Annotated in this window: 20 protein-coding genes; 15 read left to right on the top strand and 5 right to left on the bottom strand. The window is 63.0% G+C overall.

All coding sequences use genetic code 11. From position 1 onward, the window contains the following. The first annotated feature begins 81 nt into the window (after positions 1-81). The 8 genes from ribD to A11A3_RS00330 all read left to right on the top strand — a co-directional run bounded on the left by ribD (position 82) and on the right by A11A3_RS00330 (position 7,125). A complete protein-coding gene (ribD, locus tag A11A3_RS00365; protein ID WP_008927265.1) occupies positions 82-1,197 on the top strand; it encodes a bifunctional diaminohydroxyphosphoribosylaminopyrimidine deaminase/5-amino-6-(5-phosphoribosylamino)uracil reductase RibD in 1,116 nt (371 codons plus the stop codon). 107 nt (positions 1,198-1,304) lie between these two features. Beyond that, positions 1,305-1,970: a riboflavin synthase gene (locus A11A3_RS00360; protein ID WP_008927264.1), complete on the top strand. Its 666-nt coding sequence runs from the start codon at positions 1,305-1,307 to the stop codon at positions 1,968-1,970. 96 nt (positions 1,971-2,066) lie between these two features. Beyond that, complete coding sequence (gene ribBA / locus A11A3_RS00355) at positions 2,067-3,176, top strand: bifunctional 3,4-dihydroxy-2-butanone-4-phosphate synthase/GTP cyclohydrolase II (protein WP_008927263.1); 1,110 nt, start codon at positions 2,067-2,069, stop codon at positions 3,174-3,176. Positions 3,177-3,310: 134 nt separating this feature from the next. Further along, positions 3,311-3,781, top strand: coding sequence for a 6,7-dimethyl-8-ribityllumazine synthase (gene ribH / locus A11A3_RS00350; protein ID WP_008927262.1), 471 nt, complete (start codon positions 3,311-3,313; stop codon positions 3,779-3,781). 61 nt (positions 3,782-3,842) lie between these two features. Further along, positions 3,843-4,295, top strand: a complete 453-nt coding sequence (nusB, locus tag A11A3_RS00345) for a transcription antitermination factor NusB (protein WP_008927261.1) — start codon at positions 3,843-3,845, stop codon at positions 4,293-4,295. Positions 4,296-4,333: 38 nt separating this feature from the next. Beyond that, positions 4,334-5,260: a thiamine-phosphate kinase gene (thiL, locus tag A11A3_RS00340; RefSeq protein WP_008927260.1), complete on the top strand. Its 927-nt coding sequence runs from the start codon at positions 4,334-4,336 to the stop codon at positions 5,258-5,260. Between the two features lie 18 nt (positions 5,261-5,278). Continuing rightward, on the top strand, positions 5,279-5,764 hold the full coding sequence (locus A11A3_RS00335; protein ID WP_008927259.1) for a phosphatidylglycerophosphatase A family protein: 486 nt from the start codon (positions 5,279-5,281) through the stop codon (positions 5,762-5,764). A gap of 95 nt (positions 5,765-5,859) precedes the next feature. Then, positions 5,860-7,125: a GGDEF domain-containing protein gene (locus A11A3_RS00330; protein ID WP_008927258.1), complete on the top strand. Its 1,266-nt coding sequence runs from the start codon at positions 5,860-5,862 to the stop codon at positions 7,123-7,125. An 8-nt stretch (positions 7,126-7,133) separates the two neighbouring features. On the opposite strand, the gene dxs is transcribed toward A11A3_RS00330, so the two are convergent. The 4 genes from dxs to A11A3_RS00310 all read right to left on the bottom strand — a co-directional run bounded on the left by dxs (position 7,134) and on the right by A11A3_RS00310 (position 11,029). Then, entirely contained in the window at positions 7,134-9,050 is a 1,917-nt protein-coding gene (gene dxs, locus A11A3_RS00325; protein WP_008927257.1) for a 1-deoxy-D-xylulose-5-phosphate synthase, read from the bottom strand. Between the two features lie 63 nt (positions 9,051-9,113). Beyond that, a complete protein-coding gene (locus A11A3_RS00320) occupies positions 9,114-10,010 on the bottom strand; it encodes a polyprenyl synthetase family protein (protein ID WP_008927256.1) in 897 nt (298 codons plus the stop codon). Further along, a complete protein-coding gene (gene xseB / locus A11A3_RS00315) occupies positions 10,000-10,242 on the bottom strand; it encodes an exodeoxyribonuclease VII small subunit (RefSeq protein ID WP_008927255.1) in 243 nt (80 codons plus the stop codon). Before xseB ends, A11A3_RS00320 begins: the two co-directional genes overlap by 11 nt. A 334-nt stretch (positions 10,243-10,576) precedes the next feature. Next, complete coding sequence (locus tag A11A3_RS00310; RefSeq protein ID WP_040296540.1) at positions 10,577-11,029, bottom strand: acyl-CoA thioesterase; 453 nt, start codon at positions 11,027-11,029, stop codon at positions 10,577-10,579. 66 nt (positions 11,030-11,095) lie between these two features. On the opposite strand from A11A3_RS00310, the gene A11A3_RS00305 reads away from it, so the two are divergent. After that, complete coding sequence (locus tag A11A3_RS00305) at positions 11,096-12,043, top strand: tRNA dihydrouridine synthase (protein WP_008927253.1); 948 nt, start codon at positions 11,096-11,098, stop codon at positions 12,041-12,043. Here the strand turns inward: A11A3_RS00305 and A11A3_RS00300 are convergent. Then, positions 11,988-13,007: an MBL fold metallo-hydrolase gene (locus A11A3_RS00300; protein WP_051011718.1), complete on the bottom strand. Its 1,020-nt coding sequence runs from the start codon at positions 13,005-13,007 to the stop codon at positions 11,988-11,990. The genes A11A3_RS00305 and A11A3_RS00300 overlap by 56 nt on opposite strands. A 237-nt stretch (positions 13,008-13,244) precedes the next feature. Between A11A3_RS00300 and A11A3_RS00295 the strand changes: the two genes are divergently transcribed. The 6 genes from A11A3_RS00295 (at position 13,245) to A11A3_RS00270 (ending at position 21,601) form a co-directional block, all read left to right on the top strand. Beyond that, entirely contained in the window at positions 13,245-13,502 is a 258-nt protein-coding gene (locus A11A3_RS00295) for a DUF4212 domain-containing protein (RefSeq protein ID WP_008927251.1), read from the top strand. A gap of 23 nt (positions 13,503-13,525) precedes the next feature. Next, on the top strand, positions 13,526-15,322 hold the full coding sequence (locus A11A3_RS00290; protein WP_008927250.1) for a sodium:solute symporter family protein: 1,797 nt from the start codon (positions 13,526-13,528) through the stop codon (positions 15,320-15,322). 76 nt (positions 15,323-15,398) lie between these two features. After that, complete coding sequence (locus A11A3_RS00285; protein ID WP_008927249.1) at positions 15,399-17,210, top strand: DUF294 nucleotidyltransferase-like domain-containing protein; 1,812 nt, start codon at positions 15,399-15,401, stop codon at positions 17,208-17,210. 14 nt (positions 17,211-17,224) lie between these two features. Next, the gene (locus tag A11A3_RS00280; RefSeq protein WP_008927248.1) at positions 17,225-17,848 is read left to right on the top strand and encodes a 3'-5' exonuclease; all 624 of its coding nucleotides are present in this window, start codon (positions 17,225-17,227) and stop codon (positions 17,846-17,848) included. 23 nt (positions 17,849-17,871) lie between these two features. Then, positions 17,872-18,093 carry a hypothetical protein gene (locus A11A3_RS00275; protein ID WP_040296538.1) on the top strand — a complete coding sequence of 74 codons (222 nt, stop codon included), beginning with the start codon at positions 17,872-17,874 and terminating at the stop codon, positions 18,091-18,093. Between the two features lie 31 nt (positions 18,094-18,124). Continuing rightward, the gene (locus A11A3_RS00270) at positions 18,125-21,601 is read left to right on the top strand and encodes a hybrid sensor histidine kinase/response regulator (protein ID WP_008927246.1); all 3,477 of its coding nucleotides are present in this window, start codon (positions 18,125-18,127) and stop codon (positions 21,599-21,601) included. Positions 21,602-21,614 lie beyond the last annotated feature (13 nt).

Below are 21,614 nucleotides of genomic sequence, written 5' to 3'. Positions count from 1 at the left end.
GAGATTACCCCCGCTGAAAAGCGCGGGGAAGCGGGGTTTTCCCTGCGACAGCCGGGTGGGTGATCCAGTAGAATATCGGCCATGTTCAGTCTCCGTGATCGCCAGTACATGGCCCGGGCCCTGCAGCTGGCCCGCATTGCTCTTTATACCACCGACCCCAATCCCCGGGTCGGTTGTGTGCTGGTGCGCGACGGGCAGGTCGTTGGCGAGGGGTACCATGTGCGCGCCGGCGAACCCCATGCCGAGCGTAATGCCCTGGCGGCGGCCGGCGAGCAGGCCCGTGGCGCCACGGCCTACGTAACGCTGGAGCCCTGCTCCCACACCGGCCGTACCGGCCCCTGCGCCGATGCGCTGATCGAGGCTGGCGTTAGCCGGGTGGTGGCGGCCATGACCGACCCCAACCCGCAGGTGGCCGGGCAGGGCCTGCAGCGTATCGCCGAGGCCGGTATCCAGGTGGCCTCGGGGTTGCTGGAGGACGAAGCCAGGGCCCTGAATCCGGGCTTTATCTCGCGCATGACCCGTCAGCGCCCCTATATCCGCATCAAGATCGCCGCCAGCGTGGATGGCCGCACCGCCATGGCCAGTGGCGAGTCCCAATGGATCACCGGGCCGGCTGCCCGTGAAAACGTGCAGCATCTGCGTGCCCGCAGCTCTGCGGTGATCACCGGGGTGGGCACGGTGCTGGCGGACCGGCCGTCCTACACCGTGCGCCCCGAGCAGTGGACCCGCCGGCCGTATCCGGGTGACTGGGTGCGCCAGCCACTGCGGGTGATCCTGGATCGTACCCTGCGCACGCCGCCGGATGTGCCGGTGGTCAGTGCCCCCGGTCATTGCCTGGTGGTGGCTGGCGAACACCATCCCGGTCGCCAGAATGCGCTGGAGTCCGCCGGCGCCGAGGTCATCCAGTTACCGGCTTCCGGGTCCGGTATTGACCTTCAGCAGTTACTGGTAGAGCTCAACCGGCGCGAATGCAATGAAGTACTGGTAGAATGTGGCGCCACCCTGGCCGGGGCCTTCGTGCGCGAGGGCCTGTTTGATGAGCTGGTGGTGTATATGGCGCCGGCCCTGCTGGGGTCGTCGGCCCGGCCCCTGCTGGGGCTGCCGCAGCTGGCCAGCATGAGCGAGAAGGTGTCGCTGAAATGGCAGGATGTGCGCCAGGTGGGCGAGGACTTGCGCCTGACACTGGTGCCGGCCTGATGGCTTTCTTGCTGTAGGAGCGACGCTTGAGTCGCGAATAGGACAGATCGCTCAATGGGTTCGCGACTCCAGCGTCGCTCCTGCAGAGTGAAATAACGAGGTTTTCCATGTTTACCGGCATTATTGAAGCCATGGGCAAGGTGGCATCCATGACCCCCCGGGGCGGCGATGTGACCCTGCTGATCCAGAGCGATGCGCTGGATTTTTCCGACGTGCAGCTGGGCGATTCCATTGCCGTCAACGGTGTCTGCCTGACCGCCACGGCGCTGCCGGGTGGCGCTTTCGAGGCGGATGTGTCCGGCGAAACCCTGTCGCTGACCTCGCTCAAGCAGATCAGCGTGGGCAGTACCGTGAATCTGGAAAAGGCGCTCACGCCTACCACCCGGCTTGGCGGTCACCTGGTCAGCGGCCATGTGGACGGTCTGGGCAAGATCGTCGAGATGAAGCAGGATGCCCGTTCGGTACGCATTGATATCGAAGCCCCGGCGGAGCTGGCCAAATACATCGCCCACAAGGGTTCGATCACCGTGGATGGCATCAGCCTGACCGTGAACAGCGTGGACGGCGCGGTGTTTTCCCTGAACATCATCCCGCACACCCAGGAGGTGACCACCATCGGCCAGTGGCGGGTGGGGACGCCAGTGAACCTGGAAGTTGATATAATCGCCCGCTACCTGGAGCGCCTGTTGCTGGGCGAAAAGGCCGCCGAGGCCGGCTCGCCAGGTATTTCCATGGCGTTTCTGGCCGAGCACGGCTTTCTCAAAGGCGTCTGACGTCAGCCGTCGGACGTCAGACGCTGGGCCGACTGACTGTGAGTCTGCGGCAGTGGCAGCGTTATTGACCGCAGATGAATTGAAGGCAGCAATTGTATGCAGCTCAACAGTATTGAAGAACTGATCGAAGACATCCGTCAGGGCAAGATGGTGATCCTGATGGACGACGAAGACCGGGAAAACGAGGGCGACCTGGTGATGGCCGCCGAGCACGTGAGCGCCGAGGCCATCAACTTCATGGCCAAGTACGGCCGTGGCCTGATCTGTATGCCCATGTCCCGCGAGCGTTGCGAGCTGCTGGAGCTGCCGCTGATGGTGCAGAGTAACGGCAGCGGTTTCGGCACCAAGTTCACCGTGTCCATTGAGGCCCGTGAAGGGGTGACCACCGGTATTTCCGCCGCCGACCGGGCGCGCACTGTGCAGGCCGCCGTGGCCCGCAATGCCCGGGCCTACGATATCGTCCAGCCTGGCCATATCTTCCCGCTGATGGCAGAGCCCGGCGGCGTGTTACGCCGCGCCGGTCATACCGAGGCTTCCTGTGATCTGGCTGCGCTGGCCGGGTGCGAGCCGGCCGGGGTGATCTGCGAGGTCATGAACGAAGACGGCTCCATGGCCCGCCGTGAGGATCTGGAAGTGTTCGCCAAGGAGCATGACCTGAAGATCGGTACCATTGCCGACCTGATCCAGTACCGGGCTCTCAACGAGAAGACCATCGAGCAGGTGTCCGATCATCCGCTGGACACCTGGTACGGCGACTTCCGTCTGGTGGCCTTCCGCGACACAGTGGACGGTCTCACCCATGTGGCCCTGGTCAAGGGTGATATCAGCGAGGACCGGGAAGTGACCGTACGGGTGCACCAGGTGGACCCGCTGCGCGATCTGATGAGCGCCAAGATGAACGGCCGCACCGGCTGGAACATGCACCGTGTGCTGGAGGCCGTGTCCCATGCCGACACCGGCGTGGTGATCATTCTTGGCCAGGATTACGAGTCCCAGGACACGGTAGAGCGGCTGGAGTCGTTCTTCAGTGGTGCGGTGGCCAAGCCCAAGGGCGAATCCCGCGCCTACCGCAACATCGGCACCGGCTCGCAGATTCTCAAGGCTCTGGGCGTGCGCAAGATGCGCCTGCTCAGCTCGCCGATGAAATTCAACGCGCTCAGCGGTTTCGATCTGGAAATCACCGAGTACGTGGAAGCGGATAGTTGAGATAAGCCGGACGTCTGAGGTCGGACGTCCGACGACAACTTCAAAAGCGTCAGACGTCAGACTTCCGACGTCCGGCCCCAAGTTAAATACTGCGTCGGTAGCCGTGAGCCACCGGCACTGACAGGAAGGCAAGCATGCACAACATCAAGACCCTTGAAGGCACTCTCAACAATGTGGGCGGTCGCTATGGCATCGTGGTGGCTCGCTTTAACAGCTTTGTGGTGGAAGCCCTGCTGGAAGGCGCAGTGGATGCGCTGGTGCGTCATGGCGTTAGCCGTGACGACATTGAAGTGATCCGCGTGCCCGGTGCCTGGGAGCTGCCGGTGGCGGTGAAGAAGATCATCGAAAAGCGTGACTACGACGCGGTGATCACCCTGGGTGCGGTGATTCGCGGTGGCACCGCCCATTTCGAGTATGTGGCCGGCGAAGCCGCCAAGGGCATTGCCAGCGTGCAGAATGCCACCGGCGTACCGGTGGTCTTCGGCGTGTTGACCGTGGACACCATAGAGCAGGCCATCGAGCGCTCCGGCACCAAGGCCGGCAACAAGGGTGCCGAGGCGGCCATGTCCGCACTGGAAATGGTCTCCCTTTTCAAGGCACTGTAAATCCCGCGGGACGCGGCGCGGGGCGCTGGCGTCCCGCACCGGCTCCGTTATTCGAGGCAGCATGAACAATCCTTCCACCCCCAATGCCCGTCGTCGGGCCCGTCGTTTCACCCTGCAGGCCCTGTACCAATGGCAGCTGGCCGGTGCCGCGGTGTCCGATATCGAGGCCCAGTTCCTGGCCAACCAGGATTTTGCCAGCACCGACCGGCAATACTTCCATGAGCTGCTCCACGGAGTCACCGCCAGGGTGTCCGAGCTGGACGGCCTGCTTTCGCCCATGCTTGACCGGCGGGTGGAGGAACTGTCCCAGGTGGAGAAAGCCATCCTGCGTCTGGGAGCCTACGAGCTCAAGGAGCGTCTGGATGTCCCCTACCGGGTGGTCATCAACGAGGGCATTGAGCTTGCCAAGGTGTTCGGGGCTGAAGAGTCCTTCAAGTACGTCAACGGTGTGCTGGACAAACTGGCCCGCCAGGTGCGCTACGCCGAAGCGGCGGAGAAGCGTCCCCGTGACTGAGGCATGCCCGGTCTGCCGGCTGGCCCGGGAGGCCGGGCATGCTGGATGAGTTTTCCCTCATCCGCCGTTATTTCCATCACGCCCAGAGCGACAGCGTGGTGCTGGGGCCGGGAGACGATGCGGCCCTGCTGACGCCCCCCGCCGGCCAGCAGCTGGTCATGACCCAGGACACCAGTCTGGCAGGGCGTCATTTCCCCGAAGACATGCCGGCGGCGGACATCGGTTACCGTTGCCTGGCAGTGAACCTGTCGGACCTGGCCGCCATGGGTGCCGAGCCGCTCTGGTTTCTGCTTTCCCTGACGTTACCTGACGTGGACGAGCCCTGGCTGGAGGCATTCAGCGCCGGCCTGTTTGCGCTCGCCGACGCCAGTGGCATCAGTCTGGTGGGCGGGGATGTGACCCGCGGGCCACTGTCCGTGTCGATCCAGGCTACCGGTGCCGTGCCGCCGGGTCAGGCGCTGCGCCGCGACGGGGCCCGCGCCGGTGACAGGATTCTGGTCGGCGGCGTGCCCGGCGAAGCCGGTGAAGGGCTCAACCAGTGGCAGGCCGGTCGCCGTGATGGCCCGGCGGTGGCGCGACTTTGCCGGCCGGCTCCCCAACTCGTCCTGGGGCGTGCCCTGCGGGGCCAGGCCCATGCCGCCATCGATATTTCCGACGGGTTGCTGGCGGATCTGGTCCATGTGCTCAAGGCCTCCGGCGATCTGGGGGCCTGTTTGCATGAGCCGGCCCTGATGACACTGCTGGCCAAATCGCCGGCGCTTTCGGCGCTGGCACCGGCCATGCGCTTGTCCCGGGCCTTGCAGGCCGGCGATGATTACCTTTTGCTGTTTACCCAGGCGGCCCGGGCGCCGGTACCGGCAGGCAGCCATGTGATTGGCGAGATTCAGTCGCACCCGGGCCTGCGCATGCGCGGCGATGACGGCACGGAACATCCGTTGACGGCCTCCGGCTGGCAGCACTTCTGATCAGAATAAGGACAAGGCATGGAATTCCAGCGACCGCGGATGAGCAACCCGGTGCATTTTCTCGCTTTCGGTTTTGGCTCCGGGCTGGCGCCCATCGCCCCGGGGACCTTCGGCACCCTGGCAGCCCTGCCGATCTGGTGGCTGTGTGCCCAGCTGCCCCTGTGGGGCTATTTGCTGGCCACTGTGTTGATCATTGCCGTGGGGCCCTACCTGTGCGGCAAGACGTCCCATGACATGAATGTGCATGATCATCCGGGTATCGTCTGGGACGAGATCGCCGGGTTGATGATCACCATGATTGCCGTGCCGGTAAGCCCCTGGACGGCGCTGGCCGGGTTTGTGCTGTTTCGGGTGTTCGACATCATCAAGCCCTGGCCGATCAGCTGGCTGGATCGCCACGTGGAAGGGGGGCTGGGCATCATGGTCGATGACCTGCTGGCCGGGGTCTACGCGGCCCTGGTGTTGCAGCTGATGCTGTGGCAATGGCCGGGGCTGACCGCCTGATGTCGTGACGATGGTACCGTTGGGTCGAAAAGTTTCGCACTGAAAGCGGGCAGGAATTAGCCTGAATCAGGCTTTAATGCGCAAAGGATTTGCTCATGCTCGACCAGGACCCACGCTCCCGTCGGGTGGTTTCACCCGGTTTGCGCTGGTTGCGGTTTCCGCACCGGCTGGAGCTGTCTTATCGCCGTTATCAATGCCAGCAGGCCGTGTCGGCCTTCCGCATTAATGCTTTCTATATCCTGCTGCTCTACATCCTGCTGATCAGCGGCATCTACAGCATGGCGTCGGACCCCATCCGCGGGCCCTGGCTGGCCTGGTATATCTGGGTGGGCATCATCGTGCTGATCGCCGGTTGCCTGGCACAGATCCGGGCGCTGGACCGCTATTTCCCTGTCTATGCCGGCATCGGCAGTTTTCTGGCGGTGGCCGTGTCGGTGGCCATCCCCGGTTTCATTGGCCATCAGCCTTCCGGGCAGCTGGCCCAGACCAGTGTCATCTACGCATTGGTCATCGTTTACGCCATGGTGGGGTTACGTTTCCCGGTGGCCATGCTGGCCGGCTGGGGCGGCGGCCTGCTGGGGCTGCTGGTGGCGGAAACCCTGGGCCAGGGGGTGGACTGGCTGGTGATGAACCGCACCTATACCGGCATCAGCCTGTTAAGCATGTTCCTGTGCTACACCACCGAGGTGCGCGACCGGATGCTGTTCTTCAACCAGCGGCAGGTGATCACCCAGCAACGGCGTACCCAGGCCATGGCCGAGCGTCTGCATCGTCTCAGTCGCCAGGACAGCCTCACCGGCCTGGCCAACCGGCGCCTGTTTGATGAAGAGCTGGAGCGCGAGTGGCGCCGCTGCCTGCGTAATCAGGAGCCGCTGGCGCTGATGCTGGTGGATGTGGATTGTTTCAAGGACTACAACGACCATTACGGCCACCTGCAGGGCGACCGGTGTCTGCAGGCGCTGGCGGCGGAGTTCAAGCGCTATGCCCGTCGAGGGGGCGATCTGGTGGCCCGTTTCGGCGGTGAAGAGTTCGTGCTGCTGTACCCGCGCACCGGCGAGCAGGAAGCCCGGGTGCTGGCTTCACGGTTATGTGCGGCGATCCGGGCGTTGGGCCTGCCCCATCACTGGAACCAGCACCGGGACGTGGTCACCGTCAGCGTAGGGGTAGCCACCCTGACGCCACGCTCACCGGGCCAGCCGCTGGAATTGCTGGAGGCCGCGGACCAGGCGCTCTACAGCGCCAAGCAGCGCGGTCGCGACTGCTGGAGTTTCTTCCAGCCAAAGCAACCGGTGCGGCTGGTACGTGACGAAACCGGCCCCCCGGACAAGGACAGCGGCCTGGGCAAGAGCTCGTCTGACTAGGGCCCGCCCTAGGGCGCTTCGCGCAGGCTGGCCTGACTGTCCAGGCGCTCGCGGATGCGCCGCTCAATGCTGGCGCTGTCCAGCCCGGCCTGGGCCAGCAGGGCATCGCGCTTGCCGTGGTGGATAAAGTGGTCCGGCAGGGCCAGGTTGAGTACCGGTATCTGCACTCCCTCCTGCAACAGCAATTCATTGACCGCCGAGCCGGCACCGCCCATCAGCTGATGGTCTTCCACGGTGACCAGCAGACGGTGTTGAGCGGCGGCGGCCATGATCGCGTCCCGGTCCAGGGGCTTCACCCAGCGCATGTCGATGACCGTGGCATTGAGGGCCTTGCCGGCTTCCTGGGCCGCCGGCGTCAGTGCGCCAAAGGCCAGAATGGCCACGTCCTTGCCGGTTTGCAGGGTGCGTGACTGGCCCAGGGGCAGGGCGGTCATGGTTTCTTCCGTGGCGACGCCCGGGCCGGTCCCACGGGGGTAGCGCACCGCCGCCGGACCATTGTGCTGATAGGCACTGTAGAGCAGCTGGCGGCACTCGTTTTCGTCCGAGGGGGCGGCAATCACCATGTTGGGCACGGTGCGCAGGTAGGCCAGATCAAACACACCACCGTGGGTGGCGCCGTCTTCGCCCACCAGGCCCGCGCGGTCCAGGGCAAAGGTCACATCCAGATCCTGCAGGGCCACGTCATGGATCAGCTGGTCGTAGCCGCGTTGCAGAAAGGTGGAGTAGATGGCCACCACCGGCTTCTGCTTTTCGCAGGCCAGCCCGGCGGCCAGGGTCACCGCATGTTGTTCGCAGATGGCCACGTCGTGGTAACGGTCGGCAAAGCGCTGGCTGAATTCCACCATGCCGGAACCTTCGCACATGGCCGGGGTAATGCCGACCAGACGCGGGTCCCTGGCTGCCATATCGCATAGCCAGCGGCCGAAGATTTCCTGGTATTTGGGGCTTTTCGGCTTGGCCGGCACCGCCACCTGCACCTTGGGCTTGGGTTCGATCTTGTTGATGGCGTGGTAGCCCACCGGGTCCAGTTCCGCCTGGGCGAAGCCCTTGCCCTTGGTGGTGTAGACGTGCAGCAGTTGCGGACCTTCCAGGTGCTGCATGTTGCGCAGGGTGCGCACCAGCTCCTCGATGTTGTGGCCATCGATGGGGCCGATGTAGTTGAAGCCGATGGACTCGAACAACATGTCCGGGCTGACCATGTTCTTCATGCTTTCTTCGGTGCGGCGCACGAAATCCCAGGCCGCGGGCATCGCCGACAGGACCTTCTTGCCGCCCTCGCGCAGGGCGATATAGCTCTTGGAGGCCCAGACCCGGGCGAAATAATTGGCCAAGCCCCCCACGTTGTGGGAAATCGACATGTTGTTGTCGTTGAGTACCACCAGCAGGTTGGAGCGCGTGTGGGCCGCGTGGCTGAGTGCCTCGAAGGCTTGGCCGGCGGTCATGGCGCCGTCGCCGATGATGGCCACGGCCCGGCGGTCGCTACCGGCCATCTCCGCGCCCAGGGCCATGCCCAGGGCGGCGCTGATGGAGGTGGAGGAGTGGCCCACGCCGAAGGTGTCGTATTCGGACTCACTGCGCTTGGGAAAACCGGACAGGCCGTCCTGCTGGCGAATGTTGAGCAGGCCCTCGCGGCGCCCGGTGAGAATCTTGTGCGGGTAGCACTGGTGGCCCACATCCCACACCAGGCGGTCGTCCGGGGTGTTGTACAAGTAGTGCAGGGCGATGGTCAGCTCCACCACGCCCAGGCCGGCGCCGAAGTGGCCACCGGCCTGGCCGACGGCGTAAAGCAGGTATTCACGCAGCTCATCGGCCAGCGGGCCCAGCTGTGCCGCCGGCAGACGGCGCAGGTCCGCGGGCCTGTTGATGCTGTCCAGCAGGGGCGTGTTGGGGCGCGTCAGCGGAATCTGGGTAAACGTCCTGGGCATGAAATCGGCCTGATGATAGTGATGCGTGACTGAGTCAAGTATACCGGGGCAAGGGGTCAATCGTCAGTGATTGCGGCTGATGATGTATTGCGCCAGTTGTTGCAGGGGCAGGGCGCTGTCGCCATAGCCGGCCAGCGCCTGTTGTGCCGTCTCACACAGTTGACTGGCTCGCTGGCGGCTGGGTTCCAGACCCAGTAGCGACGGGAAGGTGCTTTTCTGGTGTTTCTCGTCGGAACCGGCCGGTTTGCCCAGCTGCTCGGTGCCGGCGGTGATATCGAGAATGTCATCCTGAATCTGGAACGCCAGGCCAATGGCGTCGCCATAGGTGCACAGGTCCTGCAGCAGGGTGGGCTGATCCACCTGGGCGGCCAGGTAGCCCAGTTGCAGGCTGGCAGTGATCAGGCGGCCGGTTTTCAGATAGTGCATGGCTTCCAGGGCGGCCAGGGTCTGAACCCGGCCATGGGCCAGCATATCCTGCATCTGGCCGGCGGCCATGCCGTTGACGCCAGCGGCCTCGCACAGCCGCTGCACCATGGTGATACGGGTGGCGGGCGGGTAATCGCCGGCGCTGGCCAGCAATTCAAAGGCGCGGGTGTGCAGGGTATCGCCGGCCAGGATGGCCGTGGCCTCGTCAAAGGCCCGATGGCAGGTGGGCTGTCCGCGGCGCAGGTCGTCATCGTCCATGGCCGGCAGGTCGTCATGCACCAGTGAGTAGGCATGCACCATTTCCACCGCAGCGGCGGGAATATCCGCCTGGCCAAGCGTGGCGCCGGCCAGGCGGGCGGCGCCGTAGACCAGCAGCGGGCGGATGCGCTTGCCGCCGCTCAGGGCCGCATAGCGCATGGCGTCGCTCAGCCTCGGTGCGGCGCTGTCCAGGGGCAGGTGCTGATCCAGGGTTTGTTCCAGGCGAACGCGGGCGTCGTCGCCAAGCCGGTCCAGGGCCGGAAAACTACTGCTCATCGCTGTCGCCGCTAAAGGGCGCCGGTTCCGCCTCGTTATTCTGTTCCAGCAGGATGCGCACTTTCTGTTCGGCCTGCTGCAGGGCCTGCTGGCATTGCCGCGACAGCCGCACGCCTTGCTCGAAGGCCTGCAGGGACTCTTCCAGCGTCAATTCGCCGGATTCCATGCGCTCGACCAGCGCTTCCAGGTTGTCCAGAGAGGTTTCCAGGGGCGGTGTGGCACTTTTGGCCATGACGGTCTCCTTGGGCGATTCACAACTGCCCGCTAACGGGGCAGGGTAGCCGGCGGCAACAGTAATGCACCGGCGAGGGTGAATCAATTGCCATGGCCGCATGGTAGTGCCCGTGGTCGGAAAAATCCCCATGGCATTGCTGGGCAAAGTGTATGTGTGTGCTCACACACAATTACTAACTAATTGAAAATAAAGGGGAGGGTAAGGGCGGGAATGAATCCGGCGGATTGATTCCAAATGGTTCTAATCAGAGGCTTCCACCGTTTCCCCGGCCGTGCGTATAGTGGAATACCCGCCGGAGTTCGCAGGCAGCTTCTTCCTCTGATCTCCTAAGCTATGGCGTCTTGCCTGCGCGGCCGGCGGGGGCTCCTTCCTCTTCCCTGTCTTTCTGATCCGCTACCTGATGGGCCTGTAGCTGTGCCCGCAGTGATGCCGTGAGCGGCTGGCTGCGTCGTTCACGGGTATCAAAACTGACCAGGGTGGCCACGCCGCGGGCGGTCAGCACCTGGTTCTGCCAAGCCTCCTGGATCACCTGGAAAGACCGGTTTCCCAGCTCGCCGATGCCGGTGGTAATGGTCACCGGGCTGCCGAACAGGGTTTCGGCGTGAAAATCCACCTCCATGCGCACCACCGCCAGGGCATTGTTACCGTCCCGGCCCAGTGTTGGCGAAAACAGGCGCAGCACCGGCTCCCGGGCTTCCATGAACCAGACCGGCAACACGGTGTTGTTGATGTGACCCAGTGCATCAGTCTCGCTGAAGCGCGGGCGCAATTCGGTTGTCCACATGACCGGCAGTATTGATGGCCCGGTGGCGCGGCGCAATGACGCTTTTGTTCAATGATGTCGGGTAGAATGCGCGCCATGAAACTGATCCTTGCCCCCATGGAGGGCCTGGCGGACTTCTGGGTCCGGCAGACCCTCACCGATCACGGTGATTACGACTGGTGTGTCAGCGAGTTCGTGCGCGTCAGTGGCGAGCTGCTGCCGCCGCGGGTGTTCTACCGCTGGTGCCCGGAGCTTCGCCGTGGCGCTCGCACTCGCTCCGGTACCCCGGTGCACCTGCAGCTGCTGGGCTCGGACCCGGTCTGCGTGGCCGACAATGCCGTGCGGGCGGTGTCGCTGGGGGCGCCGGCCATTGATCTGAACTTCGGTTGCCCCGCCAAAACCGTGAATCGGCATCGCGGTGGCGCGGTATTGCTGGATGAGCCGGCGCTGGTTTACCAGGTGACCCGGGCCGTGCGTGATGCGGTGCCGGCGACCATTCCGGTGTCGGTAAAGATGCGCCTGGGGAACGAGGATGACGGCCTCGCCACCGAGAATGCCCAGGCGGTGGAGGCGGCCGGTGCGGCCTGGCTGACGGTACACGGGCGCACCAAGCGCCAGGGCTATCGACCGCCGGCCTACTGGGATCGCATTGGATTGCTGCGCCAGGCGGTGTCATTGCCGGTGATTGCCAATGGCGAAATCTGGCGCCCGGAGGATGCATGGCGCTGCCGACAGGAAAGCGGCTGCCAGGATCTGATGCTCGGACGTGGCGCGGTAGCCGACCCTTTGCTGGTGGACCGATTGCGAGGCCGGCAGGCCGGCGATTGGGCGTCGGTATTGCCGGTGCTGGTGACTTTTATCGACGACGTGGACGGTAGTGGCACCGATGCCCAGGTGGCCGGGCGCATCAAGCAGTGGTTGAGTTATCTGCGCCGGCGCTGGCCGGAGGCCGCGATGCTGCTGGAGCAGGTCAAGCGGCTTACCGTGCCGGGGCAGATCCGGGCGGTGCTGGAGCAGGCCCGGCAGGCGGCGTGAGCGTCATGGTGTGGGTCGGCGGCAGCACCTGAAAATCCCCCTGGAAATGTGACGTGATGGCCCGGAACGACTTGTCCATGTTGTCCAGCAGCAGGGGCAGGGGCTTGACGTTGGCACTGAGCGGTGCAAAGAAATTGTCCCAGTGGATCGGAATCACCGTGCGGGCATGCACCGCATTGACGGTGTTGTCCATGAAGGTCTTCTGATAATGCTCACTCTGTTTGCCCAGGCTGGCGCTGGCCACGAAGGCATAGTCGGCCCGGTAATAGTCCAGTGCCCCGGCCACATCACCGGCGCTGCCCTGTATCAGCAGGCTGCCGTTGGGGTGCTGAATGACCAGCGCGTAGCAGTGGCCTTCCTGCCAGGCACCCACCGGTGCCGGCTGTTCCAGTGGCTGGTGGATCTGCCCCTTGCCGGTCAGGGCTTCCACCGGCGCGGGCAGCGGCACGTGCCGGGCGGGCACGAAGGTGACAGTAAAGTCACCAAAGTGGTAAGGCTTGTGCACGTCCACGGTGGTCACCCGGTGATCATCCAGATGTGCGCCTTTGGCGGTCATGGCGGTGGAGTGCGAGCCAAGCAGGCGGGCACCGGTAAGCTCGGCAACCCGAGCGCTGTCCATGGCATGGTCGAAGTGCGAATGCAGCACCATCACCGCATCCAGGTTGTCGATGTGCGCCTGTTTGAGCCCCTGTTGAATACGCTGGGGGTCCGAGGACAGGTCGGAGAGCAGAATCTGGTCCAGGCTGGAGCGGGTGAAATACCCGTCCGTAAGCAGGTGGGTCTTGCCGTCACTGATCAACAGGGTGGCGGTGCCCAGCCAGGTGACCGTGACCTGCCCCGGTTGCGCCGCGGGCTGGGCTGGTACCTGTTGCCACTGGTTCGGGTTCGGATAGACAAAAAGCAGCGCCACCGGTATCGCCAGTACCAGCAACAGTATCCCCAAAAAAAGCCAGAGTCGTTTCATTCCATCGCCTGGTCGTTGTTATGGTCATGCCTCTGCGGGCTGATCGCCATCCTGGCGCAGGCCGGTATTCTACTCTATTGCGCAATACTGCACAGCGTTATCTCTCCCCTCTGTGCGTGAGCACACATGGCCCGACCGGGCTTCGACTAAAGTCATACTGTGCGCCCAGGTTCCTTTGGCTAGTCTTGGATGAAATCCAGTCAATGGATGGTGTTCCGAGGATCAAAGGGGTCAGTTATGAAAGAAGAAAACGCACGGGCCTACTGGGCCGCCAACGTCAGGCTGATCATCACCTATCTGGTGATCTGGTTTGTCGTTTCCTACGGCTGCGGCGTGTTGTTCGTTGACGCGCTCAATCACATTCACTTCTTCGGCTTCAAGCTCGGTTTCTGGTTTGCGCAGCAGGGCACGATCTACACCTTTCTGGTGCTGATCGTCATGTACGCGTATTCCATGAACAAGCTCGACCGCAAATTTGACGTCCACGAAGAATAACGCTGAAGGCGGGAGACTTAATCATGGATATCCAGACTCTGACTTATCTTTTCGTGGGCGCCTCCTTTGCGCTCTATATCGGTATCGCCATCTGGTCGCGGGCCGGCTCCACCAAGGAGTTCTATGTGGCCGGGGGCGGGGTTTCACCCATGGCCAATGGCGCCGCCACGGCGGCGGACTGGATGTCGGCGGCATCCTTCATTTCCATGGCGGGCATCATCGCCTATGCCGGCTATGATGCCTCGGTCTACCTGATGGGCTGGACCGGCGGTTATGTGCTGCTGGCCATGCTGCTGGCCCCCTATCTGAGAAAGTTCGGCAAGTTTACGGTGCCGGATTTTATCGGTGATCGTTACTACTCCAATGTGGCGAGAACGGTGGCGGTGATCTGCGTGATCTTCGTGTCCTTTACCTATGTGGCCGGGCAGATGCGCGGCACCGGTATCGTGTTTGCCCGCTTTCTGGAAGTGGATGTGAATGTGGGCGTGGTGATCGGCATGGCCATCGTGTTTTTCTACGCGGTGCTGGGGGGCATGAAGGGCATTACCTATACCCAGGTGGCGCAGTATTGCGTGCTGATCTTTGCCTTCCTGGTGCCGGCGGTGTTCCTGTCTATCATGATGACCGGCCATGTGCTGCCGCAGACCGGCTTCGGCGCCACCATGCTGGATGCCAGTGGCAACGATACCGGCGTCTACCTGTTGCAGAAACTGGATCAGGTGGTCACGGACCTGGGCTTCACCGCCTATACCGATGGCTCCAAGTCGACCATGGATGTGTTCTTCATCACCGCGGCGCTGATGTTTGGCACTGCCGGTTTGCCCCATGTCATCGTGCGCTTCTTCACCGTGCCCAAGGTGCATGATGCTCGCATCAGTGCCGGCTGGGCGCTGTTCTTCATTGCCTTGCTGTATACCACGGCACCGGCGGTGGGCGCGTTTGCCCGCATGAACCTGATCAACACCGTTAACGAAACCCAGTACGAAAAACTGCCAAGCTGGTTCTACAACTGGGAAAATTCCGGCCTGATCGGCTGGATGGACAAGAACGGTGACGGCAAGGTGCAGATGCGTGCCGGCGCGCCCTTCGATGGCAAGCCGGACTACGTGGGCAGCCGCAAGGACGTTCAGGGCAGCCACGGTGAGCGCATGCTCAAGAACGCGCCCACCGATAACAACTCCGAGGTTTATATCGATCGCGACATCATCGTGCTGGCCAACCCGGAAATCGGCAATCTGCCGGCCTGGGTGATTGCCCTGGTGGCCGCCGGTGGGGTAGCCGCGGCCCTGTCCACGGCGGCCGGGTTGCTGCTGGTGATTTCCAGTGCCATTTCCCACGATCTGCTCAAGAAAACCCTGAAACCGGATATCACCGAGAAGCAGGAACTGCTGGCCGCCCGCCTGGCGGCGGTGGTGGCGATCATCGTGGCCGGTTACTTCGGGGTCAATCCACCCGGATTTGTGGCGCAGGTGGTAGCACTGGCCTTCGGGCTGGCCGCCTCCAGCTTCTTCCCGGTGATCCTGATGGGCATCTTCTACAAGCGCATGAACCGGGAGGGGGCGATTGCCGGCATGCTGGCCGGGCTGTTGTTCACGCTGAGCTATATCGTCTACTTCAAGTTCGTGGCGCCGGACATGAACAGTGCCGAGCACTGGCTGTTCGGGGTGTCACCGGAGGGTATCGGTACCTTCGGCATGATCATCAATTTCCTGGTGGCCTTTGCGGTCTCCCGGGTCACCGCCCCGCCGCCGGAGCATATCCAGCATATCGTTGAGGACATTCGTGTCCCCCGTGGTGCTGGCCATGCCGTGGCACACTGATAAGCTGGCAGTAACCGGTGCGCCAGAGGAGGGCGCACCGGCTTTCCTTTTTTCCGGAGGGAGGCCAGGCCAGTCAATGAGTGACGAACTTCAGCATTACCCCTTCACCCTGCTCAGCGAGTCCGGTCGCGAGCACCTGCAGCGGTGCGCCGATCTGGCCTACTTTCAGGAAGGGGAAATCATTCTGGATGCCGGCGAAAGCAGCCGGCATGTCTATGTGGTTCACAAGGGCAGTGTTGCCGAGCTGGATGTGGCGGTGCCCAGTGAACGGGCACGACTGGGTGTCTACACCAGCGGTGACATCTTCGGGGCCATCAGTGTCATCAGTGGCAAAAGCCGTTACCGGTTCCGTGCCGAACAGCAAACCCTGTGTTACCTGATTGCCGCGCAGGCATTCATCTCCCTGTGCGAAAAGGAACCGGCGTTTGCCGATTATTTTCGCCAACGGCTGGTGGAAAAGGGGCGGCGCCTGGCCGAGCAGCGCGAAGGCGGCGTGACCATGGCCGGCTTCATGCTGGCCCGTATTGCCGACTGTATGCGCGAGCCACTGGTGATGGCCGCCGGCAGCTCGTTGCGCCAGGCGGTGGAGGCCCTCAAGCAGCACGGCGTTGATAGTGTGCTGATCGAGCAGCAGGGCCGTTATGCCATTGTCACCAAGACCGATCTTCTTACCGCCCTGGTACTGGAAGAGCGGGGCGTCGATACACCGCTCAGTGATGTGGCCGAGTCTCACCTGGTTACCGCCACACCGCAGGACTATCTGTTCAGTGCGCTGGTGCGCATGACGCGCCACAAGATTGCCCGGGTGGTGGTAATGGATAACGCGAAAGCCGTCGGGGTGGTGGAGCTGGCGGACGTGCTCAGCTATTTCTCCAGTCGCTCCTACGTGGTCGGGCTGGAGCTGGAAAAAGCCGAGAATCTCGAGGCGCTGGCACGGGCCAGTGCCCGGCTGCCGGAGTTGGTGGAAACCCTCATGGCCCAGGGGGTGAAAATGCGCTTTGCCATGGACCTGCTGGCCGCCCTCAATGCCCGGCTGATGAGCAAGGCGTTTGAAATGACCGTGCCGGCGGACAAGCTGGCCGGGGCCTGCCTGATGGTGATGGGCAGTGAAGGGCGTGGCGAGCAGATGCTCAAGACCGACCAGGACAATGGCCTGATCCTGGCTGACCATCTGTCCTGGCCGGACTGTGCCAGCGACATGGAACGTTTCAGCGAGACCTTGCAGACGCTGGGTTATCCGCCCTGCCCGGGCCGGGTGATGGTCTCCAACCCGGACTGGCGTGGCAGCGCCCGGCAATGGCGCGAGCGAATTCTGCGCTGGGCGGATGTGGGCGATGGCGAGGCGATCATGCGTCTGACCATCATTCTCGATGCCCACGCGGTGGCCGGTGATGTCGATCTGCTGGAGCGCGTTCGCGACGCCCTGTTTGAGCGCTGCCGTGATGACCAGTTGCTACTTCAGCGTTTTGCCCGCCCGGTGCTGCAGTTTTCCTCGCCGCTGACCCTGTTCGGCAAACTGAAAAAATCCGGGCACGGCATCGATGTGAAGAAAGGCGGCCTGTTTCCGTTGATTCATGGGGTGCGTGCCATGGCCCTGGAGCAGGGCATCCGTGATACCTCCACCAGCACACGGCTGAAAAAGCTGGTGGCCGCCGGAGCCATGGAAGCTGCCTTCGGCGAAGACCTGCAGGAAGCCCTGGAATTGTTCAGCGAGTTGCGCCTCAAGCAGCAGCTCGCCCAATGGCGTGATGAGCAACCGCCGGTACACGGCAATCAGGTCATGCTTCAGCAACTGTCATCGCTGGAGCGGGATCTGTTGCGTGATGCCCTCAAACTGGTCAATGAATTCAAGCAGCGCCTGTCGCGGCGTTTTCACCTGGAGTATTGAATGGAACCCACAGCATGAGTGGCATGTGGCAGCAGCTGCGTCGGCGGATGGACCGTTATCTACACGGCCATGGCCCCTACCAGCATTTGTTCGCGCCCTATGACGGTAACGAGGTGGTGGCCATCGATTGCGAAACCACCGGGCTGGACCGTCAGGCCGAGCTGGTATCTCTCGGCGCGGTGGTGGTCTGCCCGCAGCGGGTATGTAGCGGTAGTGCCCTGGAGCTGCATCTGCAGCCGCCGCAAAGCCTGGCCGCCGATTCCATTCGCATCCACCGCCTGCGGCCCATGGACCTGGATCAGGGCGTGGCGCTGGAAGAGGCACTGACCCGGTTGCTGGATTTTATCGGCAACCGGCCACTGGTGGGCTGGTGCGTGGCCTTTGACGTGGCGGTGATAAACCGTTATCTGCGGCCATTGATGGGCTTTGACCTGCCCAACCGGGTGATCGAGCTGGCTGGGCTGTACCAGCGTAAATGGCGTTACTGGCAGCCGGACATGCAGCCGGACCTGCGTTTTGAAGCCATGGCAAAAGCCCTGGATGTGCCGATCATGGAGCGCCACACCGCCCGCGGTGATGCCATCATGGCCGGCCTCATGTACCTGCGGCTACAACAACTGGAGAGCGCCCCTCACTGAGGGTGGGCCTGGAGAGAAAGATAATGGTATATCTGCAATCAGGATTGTTGAGTGTGGGACTGGTGCTGGTGATGCTGGCCTATGGTGGTTACTGGCGCCGCACCGAGGACGGCCGCGGGCTGTTGTTGTTCTGGCAACGCCGCCTGGCACTTTCCAGCACGGAATTTCGCATTCAGCGTGCGGGTCTGGCGTTGTTATGGCTGGCGGTAGCGTTGCGTTTTGCCCAGGCGTTCTGGCACTGGTGAACAGACCCCGCTAGGCGGCTGAGGAGGCGCGGTGTTCTCATTATGGCAGCTAGGGCTGCTGGCTCTGGGCTATGTGCTGGTACTGTTCCTGATTGCCTGGTGGGGCGACCGGGCCGCCCGACGTGGGCATCGCCTGGTCAACAATGCCTGGACCTACAGCCTGGGCCTGGGCGTTTATTGCACCTCCTGGACCTACTACGGCGCGGTGGGGGAAGCGGCGACCAACGGCTGGAATTATCTGCCCATCTACCTGGGGCCGATTATCACGGTGCTGCTGGGGGGCTCGCTGATCTACAAGCTGGTGTCGGTGGGCCAGCAGCACCACATCACCTCGATTGCGGATTTTCTCGCCGCCCGCTACGGCAAATCCCGGCAGCTGGCGGTACTGGTTACCCTGGTGGCGATCATCGGGGTACTGCCTTACATCGCTCTGCAGCTCAAGGCGGTGACCTTGTCCTTCGAACGGGTGGTGGGCGATGGACACTCGGCGGGGGTCAATACCGCCCTGCTGGTGGCGGCGCTGATGGCCGGTTTTACCCTGTTGTTCGGCACTCGCCATATCGATGCCACCGAGCACCAGTCCGGGTTGATGCTGGCGGTCAGTTTCGAATCCTTTATCAAGCTGGTGGCCTTTCTTGTCGTAGGCCTGTTCTGTCTGTTCGGGCTATTCGATGGTCCGTGGGATCTGTGGCAGCAGGTGGTCAGTCGGCCACCGGTATTGCACACCTTTGAACCGACCCTGTTCTCGCAGAGTTTTGTCACGGCGCTGTTGTTATCCATGGTGGCGATTCTCTGTTTGCCCCGGCAGTTCCACGCCGGGGTGGTGGAAAACAATGATCTGGGCCATCTGCGTACTACCCGCTGGGTGTTGCCACTGTATCTGTTCCTGTTCGCCCTGTTCGTGTTGCCGGTGGTGGCGGCGGGCATGATCAATCAGCCCCAGCTGATCGGCCAGGCGGACAGCTATATGCTGTCGCTGCCGCTGGCTGAAGGGAATGGACTGATGTCGCTGATTGCCTTCATCGGCGGTATCGCCGCGGCCACCGGCATGGTGATCGTGTCCACCGTGGCACTGGCCATCATGCTGACCAATGAAATCCTGTTGCCGGTGTGGGTGCAGTACCGGATTCAGGGGCGTGCCGAGTTGTCGGATCTGAGTGGCCAGCTGCGGTTTTTGCGGCGTCTGAGTGTGGTGTTATTGCTGGGGCTGGCATTTCTGTTTCATACCCTGATCGATCATTTTCAGGGGCTGGCCCGCATCGGCCTGATCTCCTTTGCCGCCGTAGCCCAGTTTGCTCCGGCCCTGCTGGGCGCACTCTACTGGCGCCGCGGACATAAACACGGTGCCCTGATCGGCCTGTTGCTGGGCTTTGCGGTCTGGGTGTACTGCCTGCTGTTGCCGGTGATGCTGCCCAAGGACTGGGTTCTGGTCCTCAACCAGCATGGCCTGCTGGGGCTGGGGGTTCTGCGCCCCCACGCCCTGTTCGGCATTGAGGGGCTGGAGCCCCTGACCCATGGGGTGTTCTGGTCACTGGCATTGAACACCGCGGCCTATATCTATTTTTCCCGGCGCAGTCGCGCCGATGCCCTGGATGAAGCCCAGGCCACCCGCTTTGTGGATATGCCCACTGACTGGTGGCGCGAGGGCATGGGCCACCCGTCGATTACCACCGCCGAGCTGCTGGAAGTCTGCGAGCGTGGACTGGGCAGCCCGCGGGCCGGGCCACTGTTTTTTGACTACATGCGCCGCCGTGGCGTTTCCGAGGAGCTGGAGCTGCCGGCACCGCTGCACCTGGTGCGCTATGTGGAACGCCTGCTGGCCGGCACCATGGGTGCCTCCACCGCTCGCATCGTCATGGGGTCGCTGCTTAGCAAGCAGCACACCCGTCATGCGGATGTGGTGCGCATGATGGACGAGGCGTCCGAGCTGATTCAGTTCAATCACCAATTACTGCGAACCACCATCGAGACCATCAGCCAGGGTATCTGTGTGGTGGATCGGCAAATGAATGTGGTGGCCTGGAATCAGGCCTATGTGCGTCTTTTCGATTACCCGGAAGGGCTGATTCGTCTGGGGCGGCCGATTGAAGAGGTTTACCGCTATAACGCCGAGCGTGGCTATTACGACGGTGAAAATCTGGAGACCGATGTTCACAAGCGCGTGCAGCTGTTGCGTGAGGGCCATGCACATCAGTTCGAGCGCGAACTGCCCAACGGCATCGTGGTGGAGGTGCGTGGCACGCCCATGGTCGGGGGCGGCTTTGTCAGTACCTACATGGATATCACCGAGCGCAAACGCGACGAGATGGCACTGCTGCAGATTAATGAAAACCTGGAGCAGATGGTGGCTGAGCGCACGCGCAAGCTGTCCGATGTGAATAATCGGCTGGCCGAGGCCAATGAGGGCAAGACCCGTTTTCTGGCCGCCGCCGGCCATGACCTGATGCAACCGCTCAATGCCGCCCAGCTGTTTGCGTCCTCCCTGCGCCAGCAGCTCAGATCCCGGGATGAACCGGGCCAGGGCTTCCAGGCGGAACAGGCAGTGCTCGGTCACATCGACAGTTCCCTGCAGGCCGCCGAGCAGATCATTTCCGCGTTACTGGAAATCAGCAAACTGGATACCGGCACCATGCCCGCCCGGGTGCAGCCCATGCCGCTGTCGTCACTGATGCGCACCCTGGGGCAAGAGTTCGATGCCCTGGCGCGGGCCAGTGGACTGGACTTTCACCAGGTGCCTTGCAGCGCCCTGGTGGAGACCGATGAGGCCCTGCTGCGCCGTGTGCTGCAAAACCTGCTTTCCAATGCCATTCGCTACACCGGTGGCGGGCGCATCCTGTTTGGTTGCCGGCGCCAGGCCGGTAAGGTGCGCATCGAGGTCTGGGATACCGGTCCGGGGATTCCCCCTGAACAGCATGAACAGATCTTCCGCGAGTTCCAGCGACTGCCCCAGCCCAGCGGCCGCCAGATCAGCGGCCTGGGCCTGGGGCTGGCCATTGCCGATCGTATCTGTCGGTTGCTGGGCCACGCCCTGACGGTGCGCTCCTGGCCCGGCCGCGGCACGGTATTCAGCGTCACCGTGCCGCTGGCGCAGGGCGAGGCGCCGCCCCTGTTACAGGACGAGACACCGGCCACCCCCCGAGATATTCACGGTACCCGCGTGTTCTGCGTGGACAACGACCGGCCGCTACTGGCCAGTCTGGTGGCGGCGCTGGAGTCTCTGGGTTGTGAAGCGATTGCCGCAGTGGATAGCAAGGAAGCCGTGGCCTTGGCCCGGCAGACAGAGGCCCCGGATGTACTGTTGGTGGACTACCAGCTGGATCAGGAAGACGGCTTTCAGGTGATCGACGCGCTGGATGCCTGTTGGGACGATGTGGTGCCGGCTATTCTGATGACTGCGGATCGCCGCCCGCAAGTGCGCGCTCGGGCCCGGGAGCAGGGCGTGGGCTTCATGCAGAAGCCGATCAGCGAGGGCATGCTGCGCAGGGCGCTTGAGCAAATTAAGCGTTGAAATTCATCCTCGC

This window comes from Alcanivorax hongdengensis A-11-3 (assembly GCF_000300995.1).
Lineage (GTDB): Bacteria > Pseudomonadota > Gammaproteobacteria > Pseudomonadales > Alcanivoracaceae > Alcanivorax > Alcanivorax hongdengensis.
The sequence above is the reverse complement of the archived record's forward strand: the minus strand, read 5'-3'. Positions and strand labels throughout refer to the sequence as shown.

Bases quoted from the DNA above. Each gene is read 5' to 3' on its own strand.
- ribD (WP_008927265.1), top strand. From the start codon at position 82: ATGTTCAGTCTCCGTGATCGCCAGTACATGGCCCGGGCCCTGCAGCTG.
- A11A3_RS00360 (WP_008927264.1), top strand. From the start codon at position 1,305: ATGTTTACCGGCATTATTGAAGCCATGGGCAAGGTGGCATCCATGACC.
- ribBA (WP_008927263.1), top strand. From the start codon at position 2,067: ATGCAGCTCAACAGTATTGAAGAACTGATCGAAGACATCCGTCAGGGC.
- ribH (WP_008927262.1), top strand. From the start codon at position 3,311: ATGCACAACATCAAGACCCTTGAAGGCACTCTCAACAATGTGGGCGGT.
- nusB (WP_008927261.1), top strand. From the start codon at position 3,843: ATGAACAATCCTTCCACCCCCAATGCCCGTCGTCGGGCCCGTCGTTTC.
- thiL (WP_008927260.1), top strand. From the start codon at position 4,334: ATGCTGGATGAGTTTTCCCTCATCCGCCGTTATTTCCATCACGCCCAG.
- A11A3_RS00335 (WP_008927259.1), top strand. From the start codon at position 5,279: ATGGAATTCCAGCGACCGCGGATGAGCAACCCGGTGCATTTTCTCGCT.
- A11A3_RS00330 (WP_008927258.1), top strand. From the start codon at position 5,860: ATGCTCGACCAGGACCCACGCTCCCGTCGGGTGGTTTCACCCGGTTTG.
- dxs (WP_008927257.1), bottom strand. From the start codon at position 9,050: ATGCCCAGGACGTTTACCCAGATTCCGCTGACGCGCCCCAACACGCCC.
- A11A3_RS00320 (WP_008927256.1), bottom strand. From the start codon at position 10,010: ATGAGCAGTAGTTTTCCGGCCCTGGACCGGCTTGGCGACGACGCCCGC.
- xseB (WP_008927255.1), bottom strand. From the start codon at position 10,242: ATGGCCAAAAGTGCCACACCGCCCCTGGAAACCTCTCTGGACAACCTG.
- A11A3_RS00310 (WP_040296540.1), bottom strand. From the start codon at position 11,029: ATGTGGACAACCGAATTGCGCCCGCGCTTCAGCGAGACTGATGCACTG.
- A11A3_RS00305 (WP_008927253.1), top strand. From the start codon at position 11,096: ATGCGCGCCATGAAACTGATCCTTGCCCCCATGGAGGGCCTGGCGGAC.
- A11A3_RS00300 (WP_051011718.1), bottom strand. From the start codon at position 13,007: ATGAAACGACTCTGGCTTTTTTTGGGGATACTGTTGCTGGTACTGGCG.
- A11A3_RS00295 (WP_008927251.1), top strand. From the start codon at position 13,245: ATGAAAGAAGAAAACGCACGGGCCTACTGGGCCGCCAACGTCAGGCTG.
- A11A3_RS00290 (WP_008927250.1), top strand. From the start codon at position 13,526: ATGGATATCCAGACTCTGACTTATCTTTTCGTGGGCGCCTCCTTTGCG.
- A11A3_RS00285 (WP_008927249.1), top strand. From the start codon at position 15,399: ATGAGTGACGAACTTCAGCATTACCCCTTCACCCTGCTCAGCGAGTCC.
- A11A3_RS00280 (WP_008927248.1), top strand. From the start codon at position 17,225: ATGAGTGGCATGTGGCAGCAGCTGCGTCGGCGGATGGACCGTTATCTA.
- A11A3_RS00275 (WP_040296538.1), top strand. From the start codon at position 17,872: ATGGTATATCTGCAATCAGGATTGTTGAGTGTGGGACTGGTGCTGGTG.